Below are 21187 nucleotides of genomic sequence, written 5' to 3' on the forward strand. Positions count from 1 at the left end.
TCGGGTGCCCGCGGGGCGACGGCGTGTGACGTCGCGGGAGGCCGAGGGCGGCGGGCACGGGCGGCGGCCGCGCACGGGCCGCAGGGCCGGGCGGGGGGAGCTCGCGGCCGCCGCGCGTAGAGTGCGCCGGGTGAGATGGTCGCTGCTGCGCATCCCGGCGTTCCGCGCCCTGTGGGTCGGGCGGCTGCTGTCGTGGGTCGGCAGCGGGCTCGCGCCCCTCGCCCTCGTCTTCGCGGCGATCGACCTCGGCGCCGACGCGGTGGGCGTCGGCCTCGTCGTCGCCGCCCGCTCCGTGCCGAACGTCGTGCTCGTGCTCGTGGGAGGCGCGGTGTCCGACCGCCTGCCCCGTCGCGTCGTGACCGTCGGCTCGTCGGTGCTCTCCGCGGCGTCGCTCACCGTGGCCGGCGCGCTCCTCCTCGCCGACCGCGAGACCCTGGTCACCCTCGCCGTCGCGGCGGCGGTCAACGGCGCCGCCGCCGCGTTCTTCGGCCCCGCGACGAGTGCGCTGCTCCGCGACGTCGTCCCCGACGAGGCCGTCCGCGACGGGACGGTGCTGGCGCGCACGAGCATGAACGCCGGCCTCGTCGTCGGCACGGCCCTCGGCGGCGCCGTCGTCGGGGTGTTCGGCACGGGCGCCGGACTGATCGTCGGGGCCGTGCTGTTCGGGGCGGCGGCCGTCGTGTTCGTGCGCGTCCCCGGGGGGCCGTCCCGCGCCTCCGGCGGGGCCTCGCTGCTGCGCGACCTGGCCGCCGGCGTCGCGTTCGTCTCCCGCTCGCGCTGGCTCACCGCGACCGTCGTGCTGACGTTCGTCTACCAGTTCGCGTTCGCCGGCGGGGTGCACGTGCTCGGCCCGCTGATCGCCGACCAGTCGTTCGGGCGCGTCGCCTGGGGGTTCGCCGGGGCCGTGCAGACGGCCGGGCTCGTCGTCGGCGCCGTCTGGGCGGGGTCGCTGCGGGGGCGGCTGCGCCTGGCCACCGCGGCGCTCGGGGCCGTCGCCCTCGTCGCACCGCTGATGCTGCTGGCGGGCACCCTGGTCGACCTGCCCTACGTGCTCGACCCGCCCCTGATCGACCCGCTGCACTGGTTCTTCTGGCTCTGCGTCGGGCTGTTCGTCGCGAGCGTGGGCCTCGAGGTCTTCACCGTGCCGCTCGACGTGGCCGTGCAGCTGCAGGTGCCGCGTTCGTACCTGGGGCGCGTCTTCGCCTGCCTGACGCTCGCGTCGCTCGCCGGGATGCCCGCGGGCGAGCTCGCCGTCGGGCCGCTGTCGCGGGTGATCGGCGAACCGCTGACGCTCACCGCCCTCGCGGGGCTCGTGACGGTCGTCGCCCTCGCCGTGGCCGTGACGCCGCGGGTGCGCCGCGTCGACGCACCGCTCGTGCCGGCCGGGCGTGCCGGTCAGGCCGGGCGTGCCGACCCGGCGGACGCGGGCCCCGCGGACGCGACGGGGGCGGCCCGACCCTGAGGTCGGACCGCCCCCGTCGTGGCTCGGTCAGCGGTAGTCGCCGCGGACGATGGCCTCGGCGTACTTGCGCACGTCCGGGCCGGGCTCGTAGTCGATGAAGCGGCCCTTGAGGCGCTCGTTGAGGGCCGCGAAGGCGTCCTCCCACGAGTCGCCCTCGCCGGTCTCGGCGGCCACGTCGCGGACGGCCTCCTGCAGCACGCGGTCGGCGTCGGTGAGGATCTTGTCGCGGGCCTCGTCGTTCCAGACGACGTCGGTGAGGTCTGCCATGGTCTTCGCTCCTACTTCTTCGCGGCGGTCAGGGCGGACTCCTTGTGGGCCGCCTCCGACCCGGACTTGTCGGACTCGACGATGAAGTACGGCTCGTCGCCCGAGGCCTTGAAGGTCTGGCCGTCGAACTCGAACTCCTTCACGCGCTTCTCCTTGACGGTGCCGTGGGTCTCGCCCTGCGGCGTGTTCCACGTCACGTGGTCACCCTTGCTGAACGTCATCGTTGCCTCCTGGCTGGCGGCCCGGGGTCGAGCCGCGGGTCGGTGATGGTGCGGTGCCGTGCACGCTACGCCGCGACTCCCCGGGGTTCTCGGCTCGTCGGGAGGAGGGGTACGACGACGGCCGCGCACCGCCTACGGGCGCAGCGCGGCGAGCGCAGCCTCGACCCGCCGGGCGCGGGTGGCCTCGGTCTTCGCGTCGGTGACCGACAGGGCCATGGCCTTCTGCTTGCCCGGAGGGAGGGCCGCCCAGGAGGCGCGGGACCCGTCGTCGCCGCCGATCGCCTCGTCGAGGGCGGCGGGCAGCTCGACCGTGCGGGGCTCCGTGTCGAGCCCCAGCGTGACCTCCACCTGCTGCCCGCCCTCGACGCCCGCCGCGGCGCGGTGAGCCGCCGACAGCGGCACGAGCGACAGCCCGCCCATCACGCCGACGGTGCTGCGGTAGGTGTGGCCCCCGACGGTGACGACGACCGGAGGGCGGCCGCCCGCGCCGAGGGCGGCGACGACCTCGGGCGGGACGACCAGGCCGGTGGCCGACACGCGCGCCTGGTGCACGGTCGTGGTGAAGGTGACGGGTGCGGGGGCGGCCGGGCCGTCGGCGGGGGTGCTCACGGTCGCGATCCTAGGGCGGCGGCGCGGGCGGCCACCACCCTGCGGACGCCTGCCGACCCTGCCGACGCACGAACCCCGTTCCGTTCATCGCACCCCTGCAGGACGGGGTGCGATGAACGGAACGGGGTGCGCTGCGCGCGGCGCGGCGCGGCGCGGCGCGGCGCTAGCGGCTGCGGCGCGGGCGGCTGCGGCCGGTGCCGCGCTGGGGCCCGCCGCGGCCCTTGGCCGGCGCCTTGCCCTTGCTGGCACCGCGCGGGTCGGGAGCCGACCCCTTGCGGGCCTTCGCCGGTGCGGGCTCGTCCTCGCGCCTCCTCGACCTGCTGCTGTTGGCGGTGCGGCCGCGCACGACGCCGATGAAGTCGTCGATGTCGTCGTCGAGCTGGCCGTCGGGCCAGACCAGCGCGATCGTCGTGGGGTCGAGGTCGGCGACGAAGCGGTGCGTGGTGCCCTTGACGCCGTGCAGACGGGCGAGCGACTGCGGCATGACGGCGACGCCGGCGCCCGTGGCGACGACGGCCACGGCCTCGGCGAGCGAGAGGGCGGGGTCGAGGTCGTGGCGGTGCTCGCCGTCGAGGTCGGCGAGCGCGACCTCCTCCTCCTTGCCGAGCGCCGCGATCGGGTGCTCCTTGTGCACGACGACCACGATCCGCTCCTCGTAGAGGGGGATCACCGAGAAGTCGTCGCCGGTGGGCAGCGGCAGGCGGCCGAGCAGCATCACGACCGGCTCGTCGCCGCCGAGGGCCGCGAGGGGCTCGTCGCCGTCGACCTCGACGACGTCGAGGGGCAGGTCGCCGCGCCGCTCCTCCCACATCCGCGACCACTTCGCGAGCGTCACCCCGGGCACGAACCCCAGGCGGAAGGAGGCGCGGGTCGGCTCGGTCGTCATCGGCCCAGGCTACCGGTGCCCCCGTCGCGCCCCNGTTCCGGTGCGAGGACGTGGTTCGCGGCCGCACGGTGCCGGGCCGGTACCCTGGGCGGATGAGCGACGAGACCCCCCGCGGCAAGGCCCCGCAGACCCTGAAGCCCTTCACGGCCGCGAAGAAGCTCGGGGTGCACCTGCCGGCGACGCCCGAGTCGTTCCAGTCGACCCCGATCACGCGCGACGAGTTCGCCGAGCTCACGGCGAACCCGCCCGAGTGGCTGGCCGAGCTGCGCCGCACCGGCCCGCACCCCCGCCCCGTCGTCGCGCAGAAGCTCGGCGTCACCATCTCGGGCCTCGCCCGGGGCGGCGTCGAGGAGGCGCTGACCACCGACGAGATCCACGCCCTGCTCGAGCAGATGCCGGCCTGGCTCGTCACCGAGCGCGCCAACATGGCCGAGGTGCGCGAGGAGGAGCAGCGCGTCAAGGACCGCGACGCCGGCCGCGCCGCCCTCCGCGCCGAGCGCGACGAGGCGGAGCGCCGCGAGGCCGAGCGCTCCGGCAAGTAGGCAGACCCCAGCCCGCCCCCGCCCCGCCCCGGGCGGCGGCCGGCGGGCGGCGGGCTCCCCCGTCGCGTAGCTTCTGAGCCATGTCCTTCAACGACGACGCCCGCATCGACAGCAGCAAGGTCACGCGGCGAGGCCGCGGCCGCACGATCGGCGTCGCCGGCGGCGGGGTCGGCATCGTCGGCGTGATCATCGTCGTGCTGATCGGGCAGTTCACCGGCGTCGACGTCAGCGGCGTGCTCGGCGGCGGCACCGGCTCCGACGGCGGTGCGCAGTCCGGCGAGCAGGGCGTGGCGAACTGCACCACCGGTGCGCAGGCCAACGAGGACGTCCAGTGCCGCATGGCCGGCGCCGCCGACTCCCTCGACACTTACTGGGCCACCGCGGCCCCGCAGCTCGGCGCGCAGTACGTGACGCCCGAGTTCGCCCTCTTCACGGCCGCCGTCGACACGGGCTGCGGCTCGGCCTCGAGCGCGACCGGCCCGTTCTACTGCCCGCCCGACCAGACCCTCTACGTCGACACCGACTTCTTCGAGCAGCTGCGCGAGCAGTTCGGCGCGACGGGCGGCCCGCTCGCCCAGATGTACGTCGTGGGGCACGAGTGGGGCCACCACATCCAGCAGCTGACCGGGGCGTTCGACCGGGCCGACCGCAGCGCGACCGGGCCGGGCTCCGACACCATCCGGCTCGAGGTGCAGGCCGACTGCTACGCCGGCGCGTGGGTCGGCGCCGCCTCCACCATCCAGGACGACCAGGGCACGACCTTCCTCGAGCCGGTCACCGACGCCCAGGTCGCCGACGCCCTCGACGCGGCGGCCGCGGTCGGCGACGACCGCATCCAGGCGCAGAGCGGCCAGGTCGACCCCGACACGTGGACGCACGGCTCGGCCGAGCAGCGTCAGCGCTGGTTCGAGGCCGGGCGCGCCGGCGGGCCCGGGGCCTGCGACACGTTCAGCGTGCCCGCCGCCCAGCTGTAGGAGGCGCGGGGCCGCCCCCGCGACCACGCTGCGGCCGTCCGCGTCGCCGGCCGGCCGACGACCACTGGCCGCTCCGTGAGAACTCCCAGCCAGCTCCCGACCTGTCGTCCCCCACCGGGAGCAGACTCAGGGCACGCTGCGAGGAGGCACGACATGGCACGTTCGGGCAAGGCGGTCGAGTTCGACCGGTACGGAGACATCGACGAGCTGCACTTCGTCGCCCAGGAGCTCCCCGTCCCCGCCGACGACGAGGTCGTCGTCGAGGTCGTGGCGGCGGGGCTCAACCACATCGAGAACTTCATCCGGCAGGGCGACTTCGTCGACCGCCTCCCCCTCGAGTTCCCCGCCCGGCAGGGCTCCTGCTTCGCGGGCATCGTCAAGAAGCGCGGCGCCGCGGTGCGCGACCTCGCGATCGGGGCCGAGGTGCTCGGCCACTCGATCGGCGGCGGGGCGCACGCGACCTGGGTCACCGTGCCCGCCACGGCGGTCGTCAAGAAGCCGATGAACGTCGAGTGGGAGGTCGCCGGCGGCCTCTACCTCGCCGGGGTCACCGCCTACGACATCGTCCGCGGGCTGCACCTCGGCGCGGAGGACGTCGTCGTCGTGACCGCCGCGGCCGGCGGCGTGGGGCACATCGAGTGCCAGCTCGCCAAGGCCGCGGGAGCGACCGTGATCGGCACCTGCAGCCCCCGCAACCACGACTACCTGCGGTCGATCGGCGTGATCCCGATCACCTACGGCGACGGCATCCAGGAGCGCATCGAGGCGGCGGTGACGCGCCCCGTCACGGCGTTCATCGACAACCACGGCGGCGACAACCCGGAGCTCGCGACCGCCCTCGGCGTGCCGGCCAGCCGGTTCAGCTCGAGCGACGACCGCCTCGACGTCGAGGTGCGCTTCATCACCTCCGAGCGTGACGACGCCGAGCCGGCGATGATCCTCGGCGCCCTCGCCAAGCTGATCGCCGAGAACAAGGTGCGCGTGCTCATCTCGGGCTTCTACCCGTTCGACGCGGTGGCGCAGGCGTTCGACGACCTCGCCGAGAAGCACTCCCGCGGCAAGGTCGTCGTCGGCATGCAGCCGGTCGAGACCGGCGCGCGCTCGCACTGGTACCTGTCGGGCAAGGCCAGGGCCGTCGCGGAGGCGCGGGACTGACGCGCTCCTAGCTCTCGTCGCCGGGGCGGCGCAGCAGCGCCCCCGGCGCGCGCACGGTGGCGGCGGCGACCGCCATGGCGTCGGTCAGCGCGGCCGCCCAGTCGGTCGAGCCGGGGCCGCTCGTGCCGGCGAGCAGGCTGGCGACGATCGACGCGAACGTCGCGTCGCCCGCGCCCATCGTGTCGACGACCTCGCCCGCCGAGACGGCCACGTCTCGGTGCAGCACCGGGCCGCCCGCGAGCTGCAGGTCGGCCCCGTCGGAGCCCCGCGTGGCCAGCACGGCCCCGGCGCCCGACGCGAGCAGCGCCTCCTGCCAGCCCTCGAGCGAGGTGCCCGCCACGAGCTCGGCGTCGTCGGAGCCGATCTTGACGAGCAGCGAGACGGCGGCCGCACGGGCGAACCCGGCGCGGAAGTCGTCGACGTCGCGGAGGAACCCGGGCCGCGGGTTCGGGTCGACCACCAGCCGCGGCGGTTCGGCGCCCACGTGCTGCAGCAGGCGCTCGGTGAGCCAGGCGTCGTCGAACGGGTACGAGCTGACGGCGACGAGGGGCGCCACGGTGATCGCCTCGACCTGCTCGGGCGAGAAGTCGAGGCCCCGCGCGACGGCGGCCTCGGTGAACGAGTAGCTCGGCTCGCCGTCGACGCGCTCGGAGACCGCGCGGCCGGTGCCGAGCGGGTTGACGGTCGCGACCAGCTCGACGCCGTGCTCGGCGAGGTGCGCGCGGATCGCCGCGCCGTCGGCGTCGTCGCCCACGGCGGCGAGCAGGGTGGTCGGCACGCCGAGCCGGGCGAGGCCGACGGCGACGTTGAGGCCGGCGCCGCCGACGTGGTCGTCGGAGCCGGCGGGGGTGCGGATCTCGTCGATGAGGGCGTCGCCGACGACGACGACCCGGCCTGCGGTCTGGTCCATGCGGGCAGCCTACCGAGGCCCGCCGTCACGGGCGACGGGCCCCGGTACGCTGTCGCCGTGACTGACTACGCTCTCGCCGTCGACGTCGGCGGCACGAAGGTCGAGGCCGCCCTCGTGGCCGCCGACGGCACGCTCGCCCCGGGCAGCCGCGACCGCCGCCCGACCGGCCGCGCCTCGAGCAGCGACGAGCTGGCCGGGGCGGTCCGCGACGTCGTGGCGCACGCCCTGGCCGCGGTCGGGCCCGACGACGTCGTCGTCGGCGCGGGCATCGGCAGCGCCGGCCCGGTCGACCTCGTGCACGGCACGGTCTCGCCCATCAACCTCCCCTCGTGGCGCGGCTTCCCGCTCCGCGACCTGGTCGCCGAGCTCGTCGCGGGCGTCGTCGCCCCCGACGCCCCGGTCACGCTGAGGCTCGACGGCGTCAGCCTCGCCCTGGCCGAGCACTGGGTCGGCGCGACGCAGGGGGCCGACAACGCCCTCGCGATCACGGTCTCGACCGGCGTCGGCGGCGGCCTCATCGTCAACGGCCGCCTGCTCTCGGGCGGCACCGGCAACGCGGGGCACATCGGCCAGATCCAGATCGCCGACCGGCCCGCCGGCCAGAACGCCTCGGCGGCGACGCTCGAGGTCATCGCCTCCGGCCCCAACGTCGTGGCGTGGGCCCGCGCGCAGGGCTGGCAGGGCGAGCGCGGGGAGGACCTCGCGGCCGGCTACCTCGAGGGCGACCCCCTCGCCGTCGCGGCCGTGCGCCGCTCGGCGAACGCCGTCGGCGAGGCCGTGTCGTCGGTCAGCACCCTGCTCGACCTCGACGTCGTCGCGATCGGCGGCGGGTTCTCCCGCGTCAGCGCCGACTACCTCGACCTCGTCCGCCGCACCGTCGACGAGGCCCCGGTCAACGACTACGCGCGGCGGGTGCGCGTCGTGCGCTCCGGGCTGAGCGACGAGAGCCCGCTCGTCGGGGCGGCCGCGCTCGTGTGGCAGGCCGGCCTGCTCGGCTGACCCGCGCCTCCCCCGCTTCTGCCTGCCGCAGACCGCCCCGGTGGGCGAGTTCGACGCGAGCGGGCGCGCGTACTGGCCCGCGCGGGTCGAACTCGCCCGCGGTCGCGCGCCCGCGGCACCCGGCCCGTGAGAACCGTTCCCGGCAGGAGCAGCCCCCCAGGAGGCGCGCCTAGGCTCGTGTCGTCCCCCACAGCGTCGTCGGAGATCAGCGCGCCCACAGGCGCGCGAGACACCCGCAACCCCCGGAGGTAACCCCGTGCCCACCACCGTCCCCGCTCTCGTCGCCGCCTCGGCCGGCGCCTCGTTCGAGCGCAGCACCATCCAGCGTCGCGACGTCGGCGCCCACGACGTGCAGATCGACATCGCCTTCGCCGGCATCTGCCACAGCGACATCCACCAGGCCCGCGAGGAGTGGGGCAAGGCCATCTTCCCGATGGTGCCCGGCCACGAGATCGCCGGCGTCGTCACCGAGGTCGGCTCCGAGGTCACGAAGCACAAGGTCGGCGACCGTGTCGGCATCGGCTGCTTCGTCGACAGCTGCCGCGAGTGCGAGAACTGCCTCGCCGGCGAAGAGCAGTTCTGCGTCAAGGGCAACGTGCCCACCTACAACGGCCGCGAGTACACGGGCGAAGAGACCTACGGCGGCTACAGCACGCAGATCGTCGCGAACGAGAACTACGTGCTGTCGATCCCCGAGGGCATCGCGCTCGACGAGGCCGCGCCGCTGCTCTGCGCCGGCATCACCACCTACTCGCCCCTGAAGCACTGGGGCACCGGCCCCGGCACGAAGGTCGCCGTCGTCGGCATGGGTGGGCTCGGCCACATGGCCGTCAAGATCGCGCACGCCATGGGCGCCGAGGTCACCGTCATCAGCCAGACGCTCTCCAAGCAGGAGGACGGCCTCAAGCTCGGCGCCGACCACTACTACGCGTCGAGCGACCCGTCGACCTTCGACGAGCTGAAGAGCTCGTTCGACCTGATCATCAACACGATCTCGGCCGACATGGACATCGACGCCTACGCCCGCACGCTGCGCCTCAACGGCACCATGGTCTTCGTCGGCCTGCCCGAGAACCCGCAGTCGTTCCGCGCCGGCTCGCTCATCATGGGCCGTCGCAGCCTCGCCGGCTCCAACATCGGCGGCATCCGCGAGACGCAGGAGATGCTCGACTTCTGCGCCGAGCACCACATCGGCGCCGAGATCGAGACGATCAGCGCCGACCAGGTCGACGAGGCCTACGAGCGCGTCGTCGCGAGCAAGGTGCGCTACCGCTTCGTGATCGACACCGCCACGATCTAGTCGCCCCGCAGCACGACGACGGCCCCCTCCCGACCAGGGAGGGGGCCGTGGTCGTCCCCGGGCGGGTCCGTCCACCCCGGGCGACGGTGTCAGCCCGTCGCTGTCGTGGTCGCCCGCCGTCGACCCCGAGGAGTCGCGGGTCGCCTACCGCGGGCCGGCGGGCGTGTTGAAGCGGTGCAGCCAGCCCGAGAACTGGGCGAGCTCGTCGTCCGTCCAGCCCTCGACGTGGCTGCGGAACACGGCGCGGTTCTCGTGCCGGACCTCGAGCATGCGCGCCTCGGCCCGCTCGGTGCTGCGCAGCGTCGAGACACGGCCGTCGGAGGCGTCGGCAACGACGTCGACGAACCCGGCGTCGCGCAGCAGGGCGACCTGCCGGCTCACGGCGCTCTTGTCCATCGCCATCGCACGGACGATCTCGCCGGCCGTGCAGGGCTGGTGCTTCATCACGTAGCGCAGCACGTAGAACGCCGTCGGCGGCACGTCGGGGTCGAAGCGGGAGGCCGCGGCGGCGATGGTGCGCTTGGCCTCCACCATGAGCGAGCCGATCTCGTCGACCACGCTGGCCATCAGGCCTTCTCGGCCCTCGTCGTCGGCCTCGGGGAGGCGCGGGGCGTCGAGCACCGCGCCTCCCGGCTGGCCGTCATCGATCGGCTGCGACATCCTTCTCCTCGACCAGGGACGAGAACACCGGGCTCTCGCTCAGCTCGTCGTCGGACACGGGGTGGCCCGCCACCTCGGCGGCCCCGGTCGCGATGATCGTATCGACGGTCCCGGTGCGCGGCTGCGCCTCGGCCGGGGCGCTCGAGACCGCGGGCGCGAGCCCGGCGGTCGCCGCGGCGCCCTTGGTCGCCGGGGAGGCGGCGGCTCCGTCGACCGGTGCCGCGCCTCCCTGGGGGCCGGCCGCGGCTGCGCGCTGGATGCCCGACTTCGTGCCGAGCTCGACGTTCGGCAGCAGGCAGACGAACACGATGGTGATGATCGCGAGCGGGGCCGCGATGAGGAAGACGTCGGCGACGCCCTGGCCGTAGGCCGACTCGATGATGGTGCGGATCGGGCCGGGCACGGTGCTGAGGTCGGGGATGCTCGTGGTCGACTCGCCGCTGCCGAGCGCGCTCGGGTCGACGCCGGCGTCGGTGAGGCCGTCGGTGATGTAGCCCGAGACCTTCGTGCCGAGCACGGCGCCCATGACCGAGACGCCGATCGTGCCGCCGAGGCTGCGGAAGAACGCGACGCTCGAGGAGGCGGCGCCGACGACGCTCACGTCGACGGAGTTCTGCACGACGAGCACGAGGTTCTGCATGACCATGCCGATGCCGAGCCCCATCATCGCCATGAAGACGGAGACGACGGCGAAGTTCGTGTCGTACTCGATGGTCGACATGAGGAAGAGGCCGGCGGCGAGGAGGATCGAGCCCACGATCATGTAGGGCTTCCACTTGCCGTACTTCGAGATGAGCGCACCGGCGACCATCGACGAGATGAGCAGGCCGAGCACCATCGGCAGGGTCAGGATGCCCGCCATGGTCGGCGACTGGCCGCGGGCCAGCTGCATGTACTGGCCGAGGAAGACGCTGGTGCCGAACATCGCGACGCCGACGCTCAGCGAGGCGATCACCGCGAAGGTGAAGGTGCGGTTCTTGAACAGCGTGAGCGGGATGATCGGCTCCTTCGAGCGGAACTCCACGACGACGGCGAGGGCGAGCAGCACAGCTGCGCCGAGGCCCATCAGCCAGCTGGTGGCCGAGGCCCACTCGAACTGCTTGCCGCCGAGCGACACCCAGATGAGCAGCAGCGAGACGCCGCCGGCGATCAGCCCGGCGCCCCAGTAGTCGACCACGACCTTCTTCTTCGGCTTGGCGGGCAGGTGCAGCGTGCGCTGGATGACGATCAGCGCGGCGATGCCGACGGGCACGCCGACGAAGAAGTTCCAGCGCCAGCCGATGGTGTCGGTGAGCACGCCGCCGAGCAGCGGGCCGCCGATCGTGCCGACGCTCATCACGGCGCCGAGGTAGCCCATGTACCGGCCGCGCTCACGCGGGCTGATGATGTCGCTCATGACGACCTGCACCAGGGCGGTGAGGCCGCCGGCGCCGAGGCCCTGGAAGACGCGGAAGGTGATCAGCGTCGCGGTGTCCTGCGAGAAGCCGGCCGCGACCGACGCGAGCACGAACAGCACGAGGGCCACCTGCAGCAGCACCTTGCGGTTCGTGAGGTCAGAGAACTTGCCCCAGAGGGGCGTGCTGACGGTCGTCGCGAGCAGCGTGGCGGTGATGACCCAGGTGTACGAGGTCTGGCTGCCGTTGAGGTCGCTGACGATGCGCGGCAGCGAGGTCGACACGACGGTCGACGAGAGGATCGCCACGAGCATGCCCATCAGCAGGCCCGACAGGGCCGTGAGGACTTCGCGGTGGCTCATGCCGGGCGCTTCGCCCGGTTCGTGGGGAGCCGCGGGCTTCGTGCCCGCGGCGGTGGTGGTCTGCGACAAGGTGCGCTCCGTGGTCGTTCTGAGATGGGGGTCGCTGACCGCCGTTGGTCAGGTAGTTGCTGAACGTCAACGATACGCCGTAGTTGACGGAACGCAACCATCTCGCTGCAGATCGTGCAGACTTTTTCCCGAGCTCCGTCCGCACACGACGGAGGCGCGGTGTGCGTCCTCCGCACACCGCGCCTCCGGCAGGCCCTCGCGGGCTAGCGCACTTCCTCCGGCCGTTTCTTCCGGAACATCTCCGCCGGCTGGTGCTCGCCGTTCCACACCTGCGTGATGCCCCAGACGACGGCCATCAGCGGCACGGCGATGACCGCGCCGACGACGCCGCCGAGGATGGTGCCGGCGGTCAGGGCGACCAGGATGACGAGGCCGTGCAGCTGCAGGGTGCGGCCCATCAGCACCGGCTGGAGGAAGTTGCCCTCGAGCTGGTTGACGAGCACGACGACCGCGATGACCCAGATGGCTGCCACGGGCCCGTTGGCCACGAGGGCGACGAGCGCCGCGAGGATGCCCGCGGCGGTGGCGCCGACGAGCGGGATGAACGCGGTGAGGAAGACGACCACGGCCAGGGGCAGCGCCAGCGGCACGCCGATGATCGCGAGGCCGATGCCGATGCCGATCGCGTCGACCGCGGCGACGGTGGCCGTGCCGCGCACGTAGCCGCCGAGGGTGGCGACCGTCTTGTCGCCGATGCGACGGGCCCGGGCGTACTGCTCGCCCTTGAACGGGCGGAGGAGGAACTCCCAGATGGCCGGGCCGTCCTTGAGGAAGAAGAACAGCACGACGATCATCAGCACGAGTCCGGTCGCGAAGCTGCCGATCGCACTCGCGCCGGCGAGGGCGCCCGAGCCGAACTGCGCGCTCGTCACGAAGTCGACGACGGTGTTCCGCACGGACTCGATCTGGTCGTCGGTGATCGAGAACGGCAGGGTGGTGATCCAGTCCTGAAGCTGGTTGAAGCCCTCCGTCGCCGACTTGGCGAGCGTCGACGCCTGGTTCTCGACGGCCCAGACGAGCAGCCAGCCGACGAGGCCCAGCACGACCACGACGCCGAGCAGGGCGATGATCGTGGCGAGGAGGCTCGGCACCCGGTGCCGGCGCAGGAAGGCGATCAGCGGGTACATCGCCGAGGCGAAGATCAGCGCGAGCAGCACGGGCAGCGTGACGAGGCTCAGCGAGAGGAAGGTGTAGATCACGGCGATGCCGACGACGACGACGGCGATGATCTGCAGGCTGCGGATGGCCAGGCGGCCGAACGCGTCGGTCCAGATGCTGCTCTGGACGGCGGCGTTGTGCTCGACCACCTCGGCGTCCTTGGTGCGGAAGAGTCCCACGGTTCGTCCTCGTCGTTCTGTGTGGTGGTCATGGTGCGCGGCCGGAGGGCGTGCGACGACGTCGTGCGGTGCACGACCGTCTCATCGAACTACCTGAGGGGCCCGGAGGGCCACCTGCCACGCGGGCGACGGGAGAGGAGCCGCCGGGCGGAGCCGCCGGGCGGAGCCGCGGGGCCCGTCAGGCGCGGGGCCGCAGACGACGCCAGACGGCGCGCGTGCGCAGCGGGTCGGCCCGCCACCAGCGGGTGAACGGCACCCCCGAGCGCCCGTGCACCGCGAAGACCCGCAGCGCGCGCCGCGTCCGCAGCCCCGGGTCGGCGCCCCGGTCGAACGGCCGCGCCGAGATGCCCGCCACGACGTCGCGCCGGTAGACGAGGCGGCCGCCCCGCGTCGGCGCCAGGTCGCCGAGGTGGAGGGCGAGGTCCATGTCGTCGTGCAGCCCCGTGTCGCGGCGGTGCACGACGTCGCTCACGGCGGCCCACGCCGACCGGCGCATCATCATGGTCGACCCGAACAGCGGCCAGTGCGCCAGCGCCGAGCCCACGAGCCAGTGGTACGCGCCGACGTACGCCGCCGAGAGCAGCCTCTGGGCCCCCACGGGCGCGTCGTAGAAGCGGGCGTTCGTCGTGACCGCGAGCACGTCGCCGTCGGCCTCGAGGGTGGCCGCGAGCTCGGCGACCCAGGTGCGCGGCAGCACGCTGTCGGCGTCGCAGCGGCCGATCAGGTCGCCGGTCGCGGCGTCGTACCCGGTGGAGGCGGCGGCCGCGATCCCGACGACGGGCTCGGTGACGACGCGCGCACCCGCCGCGGTCGCGACCGCCACGGTGTCGTCGGTGCTGCCGTTGTCGACCACGAGCACCTCGTCGGGCAGCCGCGTCTGGCGCGCGAGCGACCGGAGGCAGGCCTCGAGGTGCCGCGCGTCGTCACGGACCGGGATCACGACGGAGACTCGCACCGGCCCAGTCAACCGCGCCTAGCCTGGGCCGGTGACCACCACCGTCGTCGTCGTGTCCGACACCCACGTGCCGCAGAAGGCCCGCGCCGTGCCCGACGAGCTCTGGGCGGCGGTCGAGGCCGCCGACGTCGTCGTGCACGCCGGCGACTGGACCGGCATCGCGATCCTCGACGAGTTCGAGCGTCGCTCCCGACGCCTGGTCGGCGTCTGGGGCAACAACGACGGCGACGAGCTCCGGGCCCGGCTGCCGGAGGTGGCTCGCGAGACGATCGACGGCGTCCGCGTCGCCGTCGTCCACGAGACGGGACAGAAGGAGGCGCGGGAGGCCCGGGCGGACCGCCTCCACCCCGAGACCGACCTGCTGCTCTTCGGCCACAGCCACATCCCGTGGGACTCGACCACCGCCTCCGGCACGCGTCTGCTCAACCCCGGGTCACCGACCGACAAGCGGCGACAGCCGCGGGCCACGTACCTCAGCCTCGTGCTCGACGCGGGCACCGTGCGCGACGTCGTGCTGCACGAGCTGCCGCTCCGGCCGACGACCCGGTCGCGCCGGGCCGACCTGCCCGCGGGGCCGGTGCGGGAGATCGACGTGATCGTGCCCCACCCGCGCCGCCGCGACTGACGGCGACGCGAGCCGGGGCGGTCGGGCCGGGGAGTCGCCGCGGCTAGGAGGCGGGAGTCTCGGCCGGGGCCGGCGTCTCGGCCGGTGCCGACTCGGTGGGCTCGGGCGTCGGCGTGGCCGTCGACGTCGCCGAGTCGGAGTAGCTGTTGCCGGCCGCGGTCACGACGAAGTTGCGGAACTCCTCGTTGGTGAACGGCAGGCTCGGGTCGTACTGCTGGCCGTTGACCAGGACGGTGGGCGTGCCGCGGAAGGTCTCGACGTCGCTGTTCGGCAGCGGCCCGTCGAGCACGCGCTCGGTCGAGGCGCTGACCCAGGAGGCGAACGTCTGGTCGTCGATGCAGGTCTCGATCGCCGAGGCCTGCTGCACGCCGTCGACGCCCGTGGCGATGTCGGCGAGCTGCGAGTCGTCGAGGCCGCGCGTGCCCTCCTCCGGCTGCTGCTCGAACATGGCGGTGTTGAAGTCGAAGAAGGAGTCGGGCGAGTAGTTCGCGACGCAGGCGGCGGCGTTCGCGGCTCGGTTCGAGTACTTCGTGCCCAGCGAGCTGTTGGTCAGGATCGCGATCGGGTGGTACTCGACCGTCGCGGCGCCCGACGACACGAGGCCGGCGATGTAGTCGTTGTTGGCCGCCTCGAACTGGCCGCAGATCGGGCAGAGGTAGTCGAGGTAGACGACGATGTCGACGGTGTCGGAGGCCGCCGTGGTCTCCGTCGCGACGGGCTCGTCGCCCGCGTCGAGCGCGGGGGTCGTCTGCGCGACGAAGTCCTGGCCGATGCGGATGCCGTCGCTCGCCATGTTGGCGGGGCCGGGGCCGGCCGGCTTGATGCTGTTCGTGATGACCAGCACGACGCCGACGACGATCGCGACGACGACCAGGCCGAGGCCGCCCTGCAGCACCCAGCGGCTCGTCCGCTGACGGCGCTTCTGCTTCTTGCGGGCGAGCTGCGCCTTCTCGCGGGCGGCGGCCCGACGCTGGTTCTTGGTCAGCGACTTGTCGTTCTCAGTCATGGGGGTGCGGTTCTCCGATGCGCGACGGGGGTCGGGGCGTCGCGTCGTTGAGGGGCAGACGGGTAGGGCGGAGCGGGTCGGAGAGCACGTGGCGCGCCTCCGGCCCCCCGTGATCCTAGGAGAGCGCGCTGGGAGATGTCCGGACACCATCCCCCCGACCCCCCTCCGGCCACCCGTCCGGGGGCCCTGCCAGGGGCCGTTCTGTGGCATGCTGAGGCGCGGTGGTCATCGTCGACCAACACGGTTGATCACCGTCCATTCACAACGGATCGTCCGGCACGTACCTGCCGGTGAAGGAGAAACGAATCATGGCGTCCGTGACGTTCAGCAAGGCAACCCGTCTCTACCCCGGCTCGACCCGCGCAGCGGTCGACGCCATCGACCTCGAGGTCGCCGACGGCGAGTTCCTCGTCCTCGTGGGCCCCTCGGGCTGCGGCAAGTCGACCACCCTCCGCATGCTCGCCGGCCTCGAAGAGGTCAACAGCGGCGACATCTTCATCGGCGACCGCAACGTCACCGACGTGCCGCCGAAGGACCGCGACATCGCGATGGTGTTCCAGAACTACGCGCTGTACCCGCACATGACCGTCGCCGAGAACATGGGCTTCGCGCTCAAGATCGCCGGCGTCGGCAAGGAGGAGCGCGCGACCCGCGTCCTCGAGGCCGCGAAGCTGCTCGACCTCGAGCCCTACCTCTCGCGCAAGCCCAAGGCCCTCTCCGGTGGTCAGCGTCAGCGCGTCGCCATGGGCCGCGCCATCGTGCGCCAGCCCCAGGTCTTCCTCATGGACGAGCCGCTGTCGAACCTCGACGCCAAGCTCCGCGTCCAGACCCGCACCCAGATCGCCTCCCTGCAGCGTCGCCTCGGCGTCACCACGGTCTACGTCACCCACGACCAGACCGAGGCCCTGACCATGGGCGACCGCATCGCGGTCCTCAAGGACGGCGTCCTGCAGCAGGTCGGCACCCCCCGCGACCTGTACGAGAAGCCGCAGAACGTCTTCGTCGCCGGCTTCATCGGCTCGCCGGCCATGAACCTCCTGCCCGCCGACGTCGTCGACGGCGGCATCAAGTTCGGCACGGCCGTCACCTCGGTCGACCGCGACACCGTCGGCCAGGCCAACGGCAAGAGCGTCACCGTGGGCGTCCGCCCCGAGGACGTCGTGGTCAACACCACCGGCGCGGGCCTCGCGGTCACCGTCGACGTGGTCGAGGAGCTCGGCGCCGACGGCTACCTCTACGGCCACACCGAGGTCGACGGCGCGCGCGTCGACATCGTCGTGCGCGTCGACGGCCGCAACCACCCGGGCCTCGGCGACACGATCTACATCACGCCGCAGGCGCACCACGTGCACGTCTTCGACACCGAGAGCGGCCAGCGCCTCGGCGACAAGGCCGTCGTCAGCGCGTAGCCCCCGCACCCCCGATCGGCCCGTCGCGTCGCCAGGAGAACCTCTCCGAGCGACCCGGCGGGCCGATCGCCCGTTCCGCCCCCGACCACCCCCGATCGCCCGGCGCGCCCCGGCCGTCCGACCAGAGAAGACCCATGAGCGACTCCCTCAACATCACCTCGGCCACCGTCGACCCGGCGCTGCTCGACCTGCCGTGGTCCCTCCCCCTCGACGAGTGGCCCGACGAGGCCATCGCGGCCCTGCCGAAGGGCATCTCGCGGCACCTGGTGCGCTTCGCGCACCTCAGCGGCTACGTGATCGCGATCAAGGAGACCTCGGGCGAGATGGCCCGGGGCGAGTACGAGATGCTCCGCACCCTGCAGCGGATGGACATCCCCTGCGTCGACCCCCTGGCGGTCATCACGAACCGGCGCGACGTCGACGGCTCGCCCCTCAACCCCGTGCTCGTCACGCGGCACCTCAAGTTCTCGCTGCCCTACCGGGCGCTGTACTCGCAGACCCTCCGCCCCGACACCGCGAAGCGGCTCGTCGACGCGCTGGCCCTGCTGCTCGTGCGCCTACACGTCATCGGCTTCTACTGGGGCGACGTCTCGCTCTCGAACACGCTCTTCCGGCGCGACGCGGGGGCCTTCGCGGCGTACCTGGTCGACGCCGAGACCGGCAAGCTCTACCCGGGCGGGCTCTCGAACGGCCAGCGCGAGAACGACCTCGAGGTCGCCCGCGTCAACATCGCCGGCGAGCTGCTCGACCTCGAGGCCGGCGGACGCCTCGACGACAACCTCGACGCCGTCGACGTCAGCAACGGCATCGTCGCGAAGTACCGCAGCCTCTGGACGGAGCTGACCGGCAGCGAGACGTTCTCCAGCTCGGAGCGCTGGCGCATCACCGACCGGGTCGAGCGGCTCAACGACCTCGGCTTCGACATCGAGGAGCTCGCGATCAAGACGGCCGAGGGCGGCACCCAGGTGCGCATCCAGCCCAAGGTCGTCGACGCCGGCCACCACTCCCGCCGCCTGCTGCGCCTCACCGGCCTCGACGTGGAGGAGAACCAGGCCCGGCGCCTCCTCAACGACCTCGACGCCTACCGGCTGCGCACCGGCAACACCGACGCGGACGAGGAGATGGTGGCGCACGAGTGGGCCGCCCGGGTGTTCGAGCCGGTCGTCCGGTCCATCCCCCGCGACCTCCGCGGCCGCCTCGAGCCGGCGGAGGTCTTCCACCAGCTGCTCGAGCACCGCTGGTACCGCTCGCAGCAGGAGAACCGCGACGTGCCCATCGCCGAGGCGCTGACCTCGTACATCAACGACGTGCTGCGGCACCGCCGTGACGAGCGCACCGTCATCGACCCGGCCACCGAGTCGATCACCCTGCCCGACGCCGAGCTGCTCGAGGCCGAGGACGACGACGACGACTGGCGCTCCAAGGTCTGACCCCGACGCGGTCCCTTCCGTGACCACGCAGAGGAGGCGCGGTGCCGGTCGACCGGCGCCGCGCCTCCTCTGTGTCGGGGCTGACGAGCGCTACGAGCGCTCGGCGCGCAGCTTCGAGATCTCGTAGAGCGTGACGCTCGCGGCCATGCCGGCGTTCAGCGACTCGACGGCGCCCGTGATCGGGATCGACACGATGGCGTCGCAGGTCTCGGCGACGATGCGCGAGAGGCCCTTGCCCTCGCTGCCCACGACGACCACGAGCGGGCGGTCGGCGAGCTCGAGGCCCGGCAGCATGACGTCGCCGTCGCCGTCGAGGCCCAGCACGAAGACGCCCTGGTCCTTGAACGACTTGAGGGTCTGCGTCAGGTTCGACGCCATCGCGACGGGGATGCGCGCCGCGGCACCGGCCGAGGTCTTCCACGCCGAGGCGGTGAGGCCGACTGAGCGACGCTGCGGGATGATGACGCCCTGGCCGCCGAACGCGGCGACCGAGCGGATGATCGCGCCGAGGTTGCGCGGGTCGGTGATGCCGTCGAGCGCGACGAAGAGCGGGTTCTGGCGACGCTTGATCGAGCCCTCGAGCAGGTCGACCGGGTGCGCGTACTCGTACGGCGGCACCTTGAGGGCGACGCCCTGGTGCACCGAGTCGGGGCCCGTGAGGCGGTCGAGCTCGGGGCGCATGACCTCGAGGATCGGCAGCCCGCGACGCGTCGCGAGGTTGAGGATCTCCTTCGTGCGGTCGTCCATCTCGATGCGCGCCGCGATGTAGAGCGTCGAGGCGGGGATGCGCGTGCGCAGGGCCTCGAGCACCGAGTTGCGGCCGGTGACCATCTCGCTGTCGTCGGAGGTCTTCGGCTTGCGGCGGGGGGCGTCCTGCCCGCCGCGGCCGGCGATCGGCGACCCGGCGCGAGGACCGTTGCCCCCGCGGCCCCGGGCGGCGTCGAGGCGCTCGCGCGCCGCCTTCGCCTTGCCCGCGGGGTGGTACGGGCGGTCCTCCGCGGCGGGCGTGGGCTTCTTGCCCTCGAGCGCTTGGCGCCCCTGGCCGCCGCTGCCGACCTGCTTGCCCTTGCTGCCCTTGCGGACGGCGCTGCTGCTCGGCCGCCCCTTGTTCGCTCCGCTGGTGTTCTTCACTGTTCGAGGCTCCAATGCGACCCGCTGGGGGTGTCTTCGATGGTGACGCCGGCGGACGCCAGCATCTCGCGTACGCGGTCGGCCTGCGCGAAGTCGCGCGCGGCCCTGGCTTCCTGGCGGCTGGCGAGGAGGGTCTCGACGAGGGTGCCGAGCGCGCGGTGCGCGTCGCCCTCGTCGTCTCCGCGCCACTCGGGCGCCAGCGGGTCGATGCCCAGCACGGCCACCATGGCGGCGACGTGCTGGCGGTCGCGGGCGGCCGTGTCGAGGTCGCCGTCGTCGAGGGCGACGTTGCCCGACCGGACGGCGTCGTGCAGCACGGCGATCGCCTGCGGCACGTTGAGGTCGTCGTCCATCGCCTCGGCGAACTCGTCGGGCACGACACGGGCGCCGACACCGGCGAAGCGGGTGTCGGCCAGACGGCGCTCGGCGCGGGAGAGGAACGTCTCGACGCGGTCGAGCGCGGCCTCCGCCTCGACGAGCGCGCCGTCGTGGTAGTCGATGGTCGAGCGGTAGTGCGCCGCGCTGAGGAAGTAGCGGACGACGACCGGCCGCGCGAGGGCGAGGAAGTCGGCGGCGAAGATCGAGTTGCCGAGCGACTTCGACATCTTCTGGCCGTCGACGGCGACGAGGCCGTTGTGCAGCCAGTGGTGCGCGAAGGCGTCGCCGGCCGCGGTCGACTGGGCCAGCTCGTTCTCGTGGTGCGGGAACCGCAGGTCGAGGCCGCCGCCGTGGATGTCGAAGGCGCTGCCCAGGTAGCGCTTCGACATCGCCGAGCACTCGATGTGCCAGCCGGGCCGGCCGTCGCCCCACGGCGACGACCAGCTCGCCGAGGCGGGCTCGTCGGCCTTCGCGCCCTTCCAGAGCGCGAAGTCGCGGGGGTCGCGCTTGCCGCGCGGGTCGGCGTCGGCCGCGGGGGCCATGTCGTCGAGGCCCTGGTTGGTCAGGGCGCCGTAGCTCGGCCAGCTCGCGGTGTCGAAGTACACGTCGCCCGAGCCGTCGGGCGCGGCGTAGGCGTGCCCGCGCTCGATCAGCGTCGCGACGATCTGCTGCATCTCGGTGACGCTCGCGGTCGCGCGCGGCTCGTAGGTCGGCGGCAGCACGCCGAGCGCCTGGTACCCCGCGGTGAACTCGAGCTCGTAGCGGTAGGCGCGCGCCCACCACTCCTCGTCGGTGCCGCTCGAGAGCGCGAGGATCTTGTCGTCGATGTCGGTGACGTTGCGCACCAGGGTGACGTCGAGGCCGCGGTAGGTGAACCAGCGGCGCCACAGGTCGTAGACCAGCGCGCTGCGCAGGTGGCCGATGTGCGGCGACGACTGCACGGTGGGCCCGCAGACGTACAGCCCCACCCGGCCGGGCTCGAGGGGGACGAAGTCGACGAGCGCCTGCTCGCGGGAGTCGTAGAGGCGGATGGTCACGCGGTCAGCCTATTCAGTGGTCGTCGGCGGACGGGTCGGACGACCCGTCGTCGGTGAGCGAGGTCGGGG

General features: G+C 73.2%; 20 protein-coding genes and 1 pseudogene. 9 read left to right on the plus strand and 12 right to left on the minus strand.

Going from position 1 to position 21187, the window contains the following annotated elements:
- The first annotated feature begins 130 nt into the window (after window positions 1–130).
- A complete protein-coding gene (locus tag IFT45_RS02465; protein ID WP_192126517.1) occupies window positions 131–1462 on the plus strand; it encodes an MFS transporter in 1332 nt (443 codons plus the stop codon).
- Window positions 1463–1489: 27 nt separating this feature from the next.
- On the opposite strand, the gene IFT45_RS02470 is transcribed toward IFT45_RS02465, so the two are convergent.
- The 4 genes from IFT45_RS02470 to IFT45_RS02485 all read right to left on the minus strand — a co-directional run bounded on the left by IFT45_RS02470 (window position 1490) and on the right by IFT45_RS02485 (window position 3445).
- Window positions 1490–1729 carry a hypothetical protein gene (locus IFT45_RS02470; RefSeq protein ID WP_056057020.1) on the minus strand — a complete coding sequence of 80 codons (240 nt, stop codon included), beginning with the start codon at window positions 1727–1729 and terminating at the stop codon, window positions 1490–1492.
- Window positions 1730–1740: 11 nt separating this feature from the next.
- Window positions 1741–1950, minus strand: a complete 210-nt coding sequence (locus IFT45_RS02475; protein ID WP_056057022.1) for a DUF2945 domain-containing protein — start codon at window positions 1948–1950, stop codon at window positions 1741–1743.
- Window positions 1951–2082: 132 nt separating this feature from the next.
- Window positions 2083–2559 (minus strand): DUF1905 domain-containing protein, encoded by a 477-nt coding sequence (locus IFT45_RS17685; protein WP_192046262.1) that lies wholly within the window; start codon window positions 2557–2559, stop codon window positions 2083–2085.
- A 163-nt stretch (window positions 2560–2722) separates the two neighbouring features.
- Entirely contained in the window at window positions 2723–3445 is a 723-nt protein-coding gene (locus tag IFT45_RS02485) for a LysR substrate-binding domain-containing protein (RefSeq protein ID WP_192126519.1), read from the minus strand.
- Window positions 3446–3537: 92 nt separating this feature from the next.
- Between IFT45_RS02485 and IFT45_RS02490 the strand changes: the two genes are divergently transcribed.
- From IFT45_RS02490 to IFT45_RS02500, 3 genes are all read left to right on the plus strand, one after another.
- Complete coding sequence (locus tag IFT45_RS02490; RefSeq protein ID WP_056057024.1) at window positions 3538–3987, plus strand: DUF5997 family protein; 450 nt, start codon at window positions 3538–3540, stop codon at window positions 3985–3987.
- Window positions 3988–4067: 80 nt separating this feature from the next.
- Window positions 4068–4961, plus strand: a complete 894-nt coding sequence (locus tag IFT45_RS02495; protein WP_056057026.1) for a neutral zinc metallopeptidase — start codon at window positions 4068–4070, stop codon at window positions 4959–4961.
- Between the two features lie 153 nt (window positions 4962–5114).
- Window positions 5115–6116, plus strand: a complete 1002-nt coding sequence (locus IFT45_RS02500) for an NADP-dependent oxidoreductase (RefSeq protein WP_192126521.1) — start codon at window positions 5115–5117, stop codon at window positions 6114–6116.
- A gap of 7 nt (window positions 6117–6123) precedes the next feature.
- On the opposite strand, the gene IFT45_RS02505 is transcribed toward IFT45_RS02500, so the two are convergent.
- Window positions 6124–7026, minus strand: a complete 903-nt coding sequence (locus IFT45_RS02505; RefSeq protein WP_192126524.1) for a carbohydrate kinase family protein — start codon at window positions 7024–7026, stop codon at window positions 6124–6126.
- 57 nt (window positions 7027–7083) lie between these two features.
- Here IFT45_RS02505 and IFT45_RS02510 point away from each other — a divergent pair, with 57 nt between their 5' ends.
- Together IFT45_RS02510 and IFT45_RS02515 are read left to right on the plus strand one after the other, a co-directional pair.
- Entirely contained in the window at window positions 7084–8025 is a 942-nt protein-coding gene (locus IFT45_RS02510) for an ROK family protein (RefSeq protein ID WP_185233677.1), read from the plus strand.
- A 256-nt stretch (window positions 8026–8281) separates the two neighbouring features.
- Window positions 8282–9325, plus strand: coding sequence for an alcohol dehydrogenase catalytic domain-containing protein (locus IFT45_RS02515; RefSeq protein ID WP_192126526.1), 1044 nt, complete (start codon window positions 8282–8284; stop codon window positions 9323–9325).
- Window positions 9326–9643: 318 nt separating this feature from the next.
- Here IFT45_RS02515 and IFT45_RS02520 read toward each other — a convergent pair.
- From IFT45_RS02520 to IFT45_RS02535, 4 genes and pseudogenes are all read right to left on the minus strand, one after another.
- Window positions 9644–9985, minus strand: a pseudogene (locus IFT45_RS02520) (MarR family transcriptional regulator); the annotation flags it as partial.
- Window positions 9966–11741, minus strand: coding sequence for an MDR family MFS transporter (locus tag IFT45_RS02525; protein ID WP_167261332.1), 1776 nt, complete (start codon window positions 11739–11741; stop codon window positions 9966–9968). The pseudogene IFT45_RS02520 and the gene IFT45_RS02525, both read right to left, overlap by 20 nt.
- Window positions 11742–12013: 272 nt before the next feature.
- Window positions 12014–13147, minus strand: coding sequence for an AI-2E family transporter (locus tag IFT45_RS02530; RefSeq protein WP_185233682.1), 1134 nt, complete (start codon window positions 13145–13147; stop codon window positions 12014–12016).
- A 178-nt stretch (window positions 13148–13325) separates the two neighbouring features.
- On the minus strand, window positions 13326–14102 hold the full coding sequence (locus IFT45_RS02535; protein ID WP_056057039.1) for a glycosyltransferase family 2 protein: 777 nt from the start codon (window positions 14100–14102) through the stop codon (window positions 13326–13328).
- Window positions 14103–14133: 31 nt separating this feature from the next.
- Here IFT45_RS02535 and IFT45_RS02540 point away from each other — a divergent pair, with 31 nt between their 5' ends.
- Window positions 14134–14727, plus strand: coding sequence for a YfcE family phosphodiesterase (locus IFT45_RS02540; RefSeq protein WP_192046267.1), 594 nt, complete (start codon window positions 14134–14136; stop codon window positions 14725–14727).
- A gap of 43 nt (window positions 14728–14770) precedes the next feature.
- Here IFT45_RS02540 and IFT45_RS02545 read toward each other — a convergent pair whose 3' ends face one another.
- A complete protein-coding gene (locus IFT45_RS02545) occupies window positions 14771–15733 on the minus strand; it encodes a thioredoxin domain-containing protein (RefSeq protein ID WP_192126528.1) in 963 nt (320 codons plus the stop codon).
- A gap of 308 nt (window positions 15734–16041) precedes the next feature.
- Between IFT45_RS02545 and IFT45_RS02550 the strand changes: the two genes are divergently transcribed.
- Together IFT45_RS02550 and IFT45_RS02555 are read left to right on the plus strand one after the other, a co-directional pair.
- Window positions 16042–17142 (plus strand): ABC transporter ATP-binding protein, encoded by a 1101-nt coding sequence (locus IFT45_RS02550; RefSeq protein WP_192126530.1) that lies wholly within the window; start codon window positions 16042–16044, stop codon window positions 17140–17142.
- Between the two features lie 134 nt (window positions 17143–17276).
- Window positions 17277–18572 (plus strand): DUF4032 domain-containing protein, encoded by a 1296-nt coding sequence (locus tag IFT45_RS02555; RefSeq protein ID WP_056057045.1) that lies wholly within the window; start codon window positions 17277–17279, stop codon window positions 18570–18572.
- Between the two features lie 90 nt (window positions 18573–18662).
- Here the strand turns inward: IFT45_RS02555 and rlmB are convergent, their stop codons facing one another.
- Both rlmB and cysS read right to left on the minus strand, forming a co-directional pair.
- On the minus strand, window positions 18663–19703 hold the full coding sequence (gene rlmB / locus IFT45_RS02560) for a 23S rRNA (guanosine(2251)-2'-O)-methyltransferase RlmB (protein ID WP_192126532.1): 1041 nt from the start codon (window positions 19701–19703) through the stop codon (window positions 18663–18665).
- The gene (gene cysS, locus IFT45_RS02565) at window positions 19700–21118 is read right to left on the minus strand and encodes a cysteine--tRNA ligase (protein ID WP_192046269.1); all 1419 of its coding nucleotides are present in this window, start codon (window positions 21116–21118) and stop codon (window positions 19700–19702) included. Before cysS ends, rlmB begins: the two co-directional genes overlap by 4 nt.
- Window positions 21119–21187: the final 69 nt, after the last annotated feature.

This window comes from Frigoribacterium sp. CFBP 13707 (genome assembly GCF_014842245.1).
GTDB classification, from domain to species: Bacteria; Actinomycetota; Actinomycetes; order Actinomycetales; family Microbacteriaceae; genus Frigoribacterium; species Frigoribacterium endophyticum.

What these genes read in the sequence shown, in the direction of transcription:
- IFT45_RS02525 (WP_167261332.1), bottom strand. Translation starts at nt 11,741, where the DNA reads ATGAGCCACCGCGAAGTCCTCACGGCCCTGTCGGGCCTGCTGATGGGC.
- IFT45_RS02495 (WP_056057026.1), top strand. Translation starts at nt 4,068, where the DNA reads ATGTCCTTCAACGACGACGCCCGCATCGACAGCAGCAAGGTCACGCGG.
- IFT45_RS02545 (WP_192126528.1), bottom strand. Translation starts at nt 15,733, where the DNA reads ATGACTGAGAACGACAAGTCGCTGACCAAGAACCAGCGTCGGGCCGCC.
- IFT45_RS02485 (WP_192126519.1), bottom strand. Translation starts at nt 3,445, where the DNA reads ATGACGACCGAGCCGACCCGCGCCTCCTTCCGCCTGGGGTTCGTGCCC.
- IFT45_RS02500 (WP_192126521.1), top strand. Translation starts at nt 5,115, where the DNA reads ATGGCACGTTCGGGCAAGGCGGTCGAGTTCGACCGGTACGGAGACATC.
- IFT45_RS02470 (WP_056057020.1), bottom strand. Translation starts at nt 1,729, where the DNA reads ATGGCAGACCTCACCGACGTCGTCTGGAACGACGAGGCCCGCGACAAG.
- IFT45_RS02505 (WP_192126524.1), bottom strand. Translation starts at nt 7,026, where the DNA reads ATGGACCAGACCGCAGGCCGGGTCGTCGTCGTCGGCGACGCCCTCATC.
- IFT45_RS02490 (WP_056057024.1), top strand. Translation starts at nt 3,538, where the DNA reads ATGAGCGACGAGACCCCCCGCGGCAAGGCCCCGCAGACCCTGAAGCCC.
- IFT45_RS02555 (WP_056057045.1), top strand. Translation starts at nt 17,277, where the DNA reads ATGAGCGACTCCCTCAACATCACCTCGGCCACCGTCGACCCGGCGCTG.
- IFT45_RS02475 (WP_056057022.1), bottom strand. Translation starts at nt 1,950, where the DNA reads ATGACGTTCAGCAAGGGTGACCACGTGACGTGGAACACGCCGCAGGGC.
- IFT45_RS02550 (WP_192126530.1), top strand. Translation starts at nt 16,042, where the DNA reads ATGGCGTCCGTGACGTTCAGCAAGGCAACCCGTCTCTACCCCGGCTCG.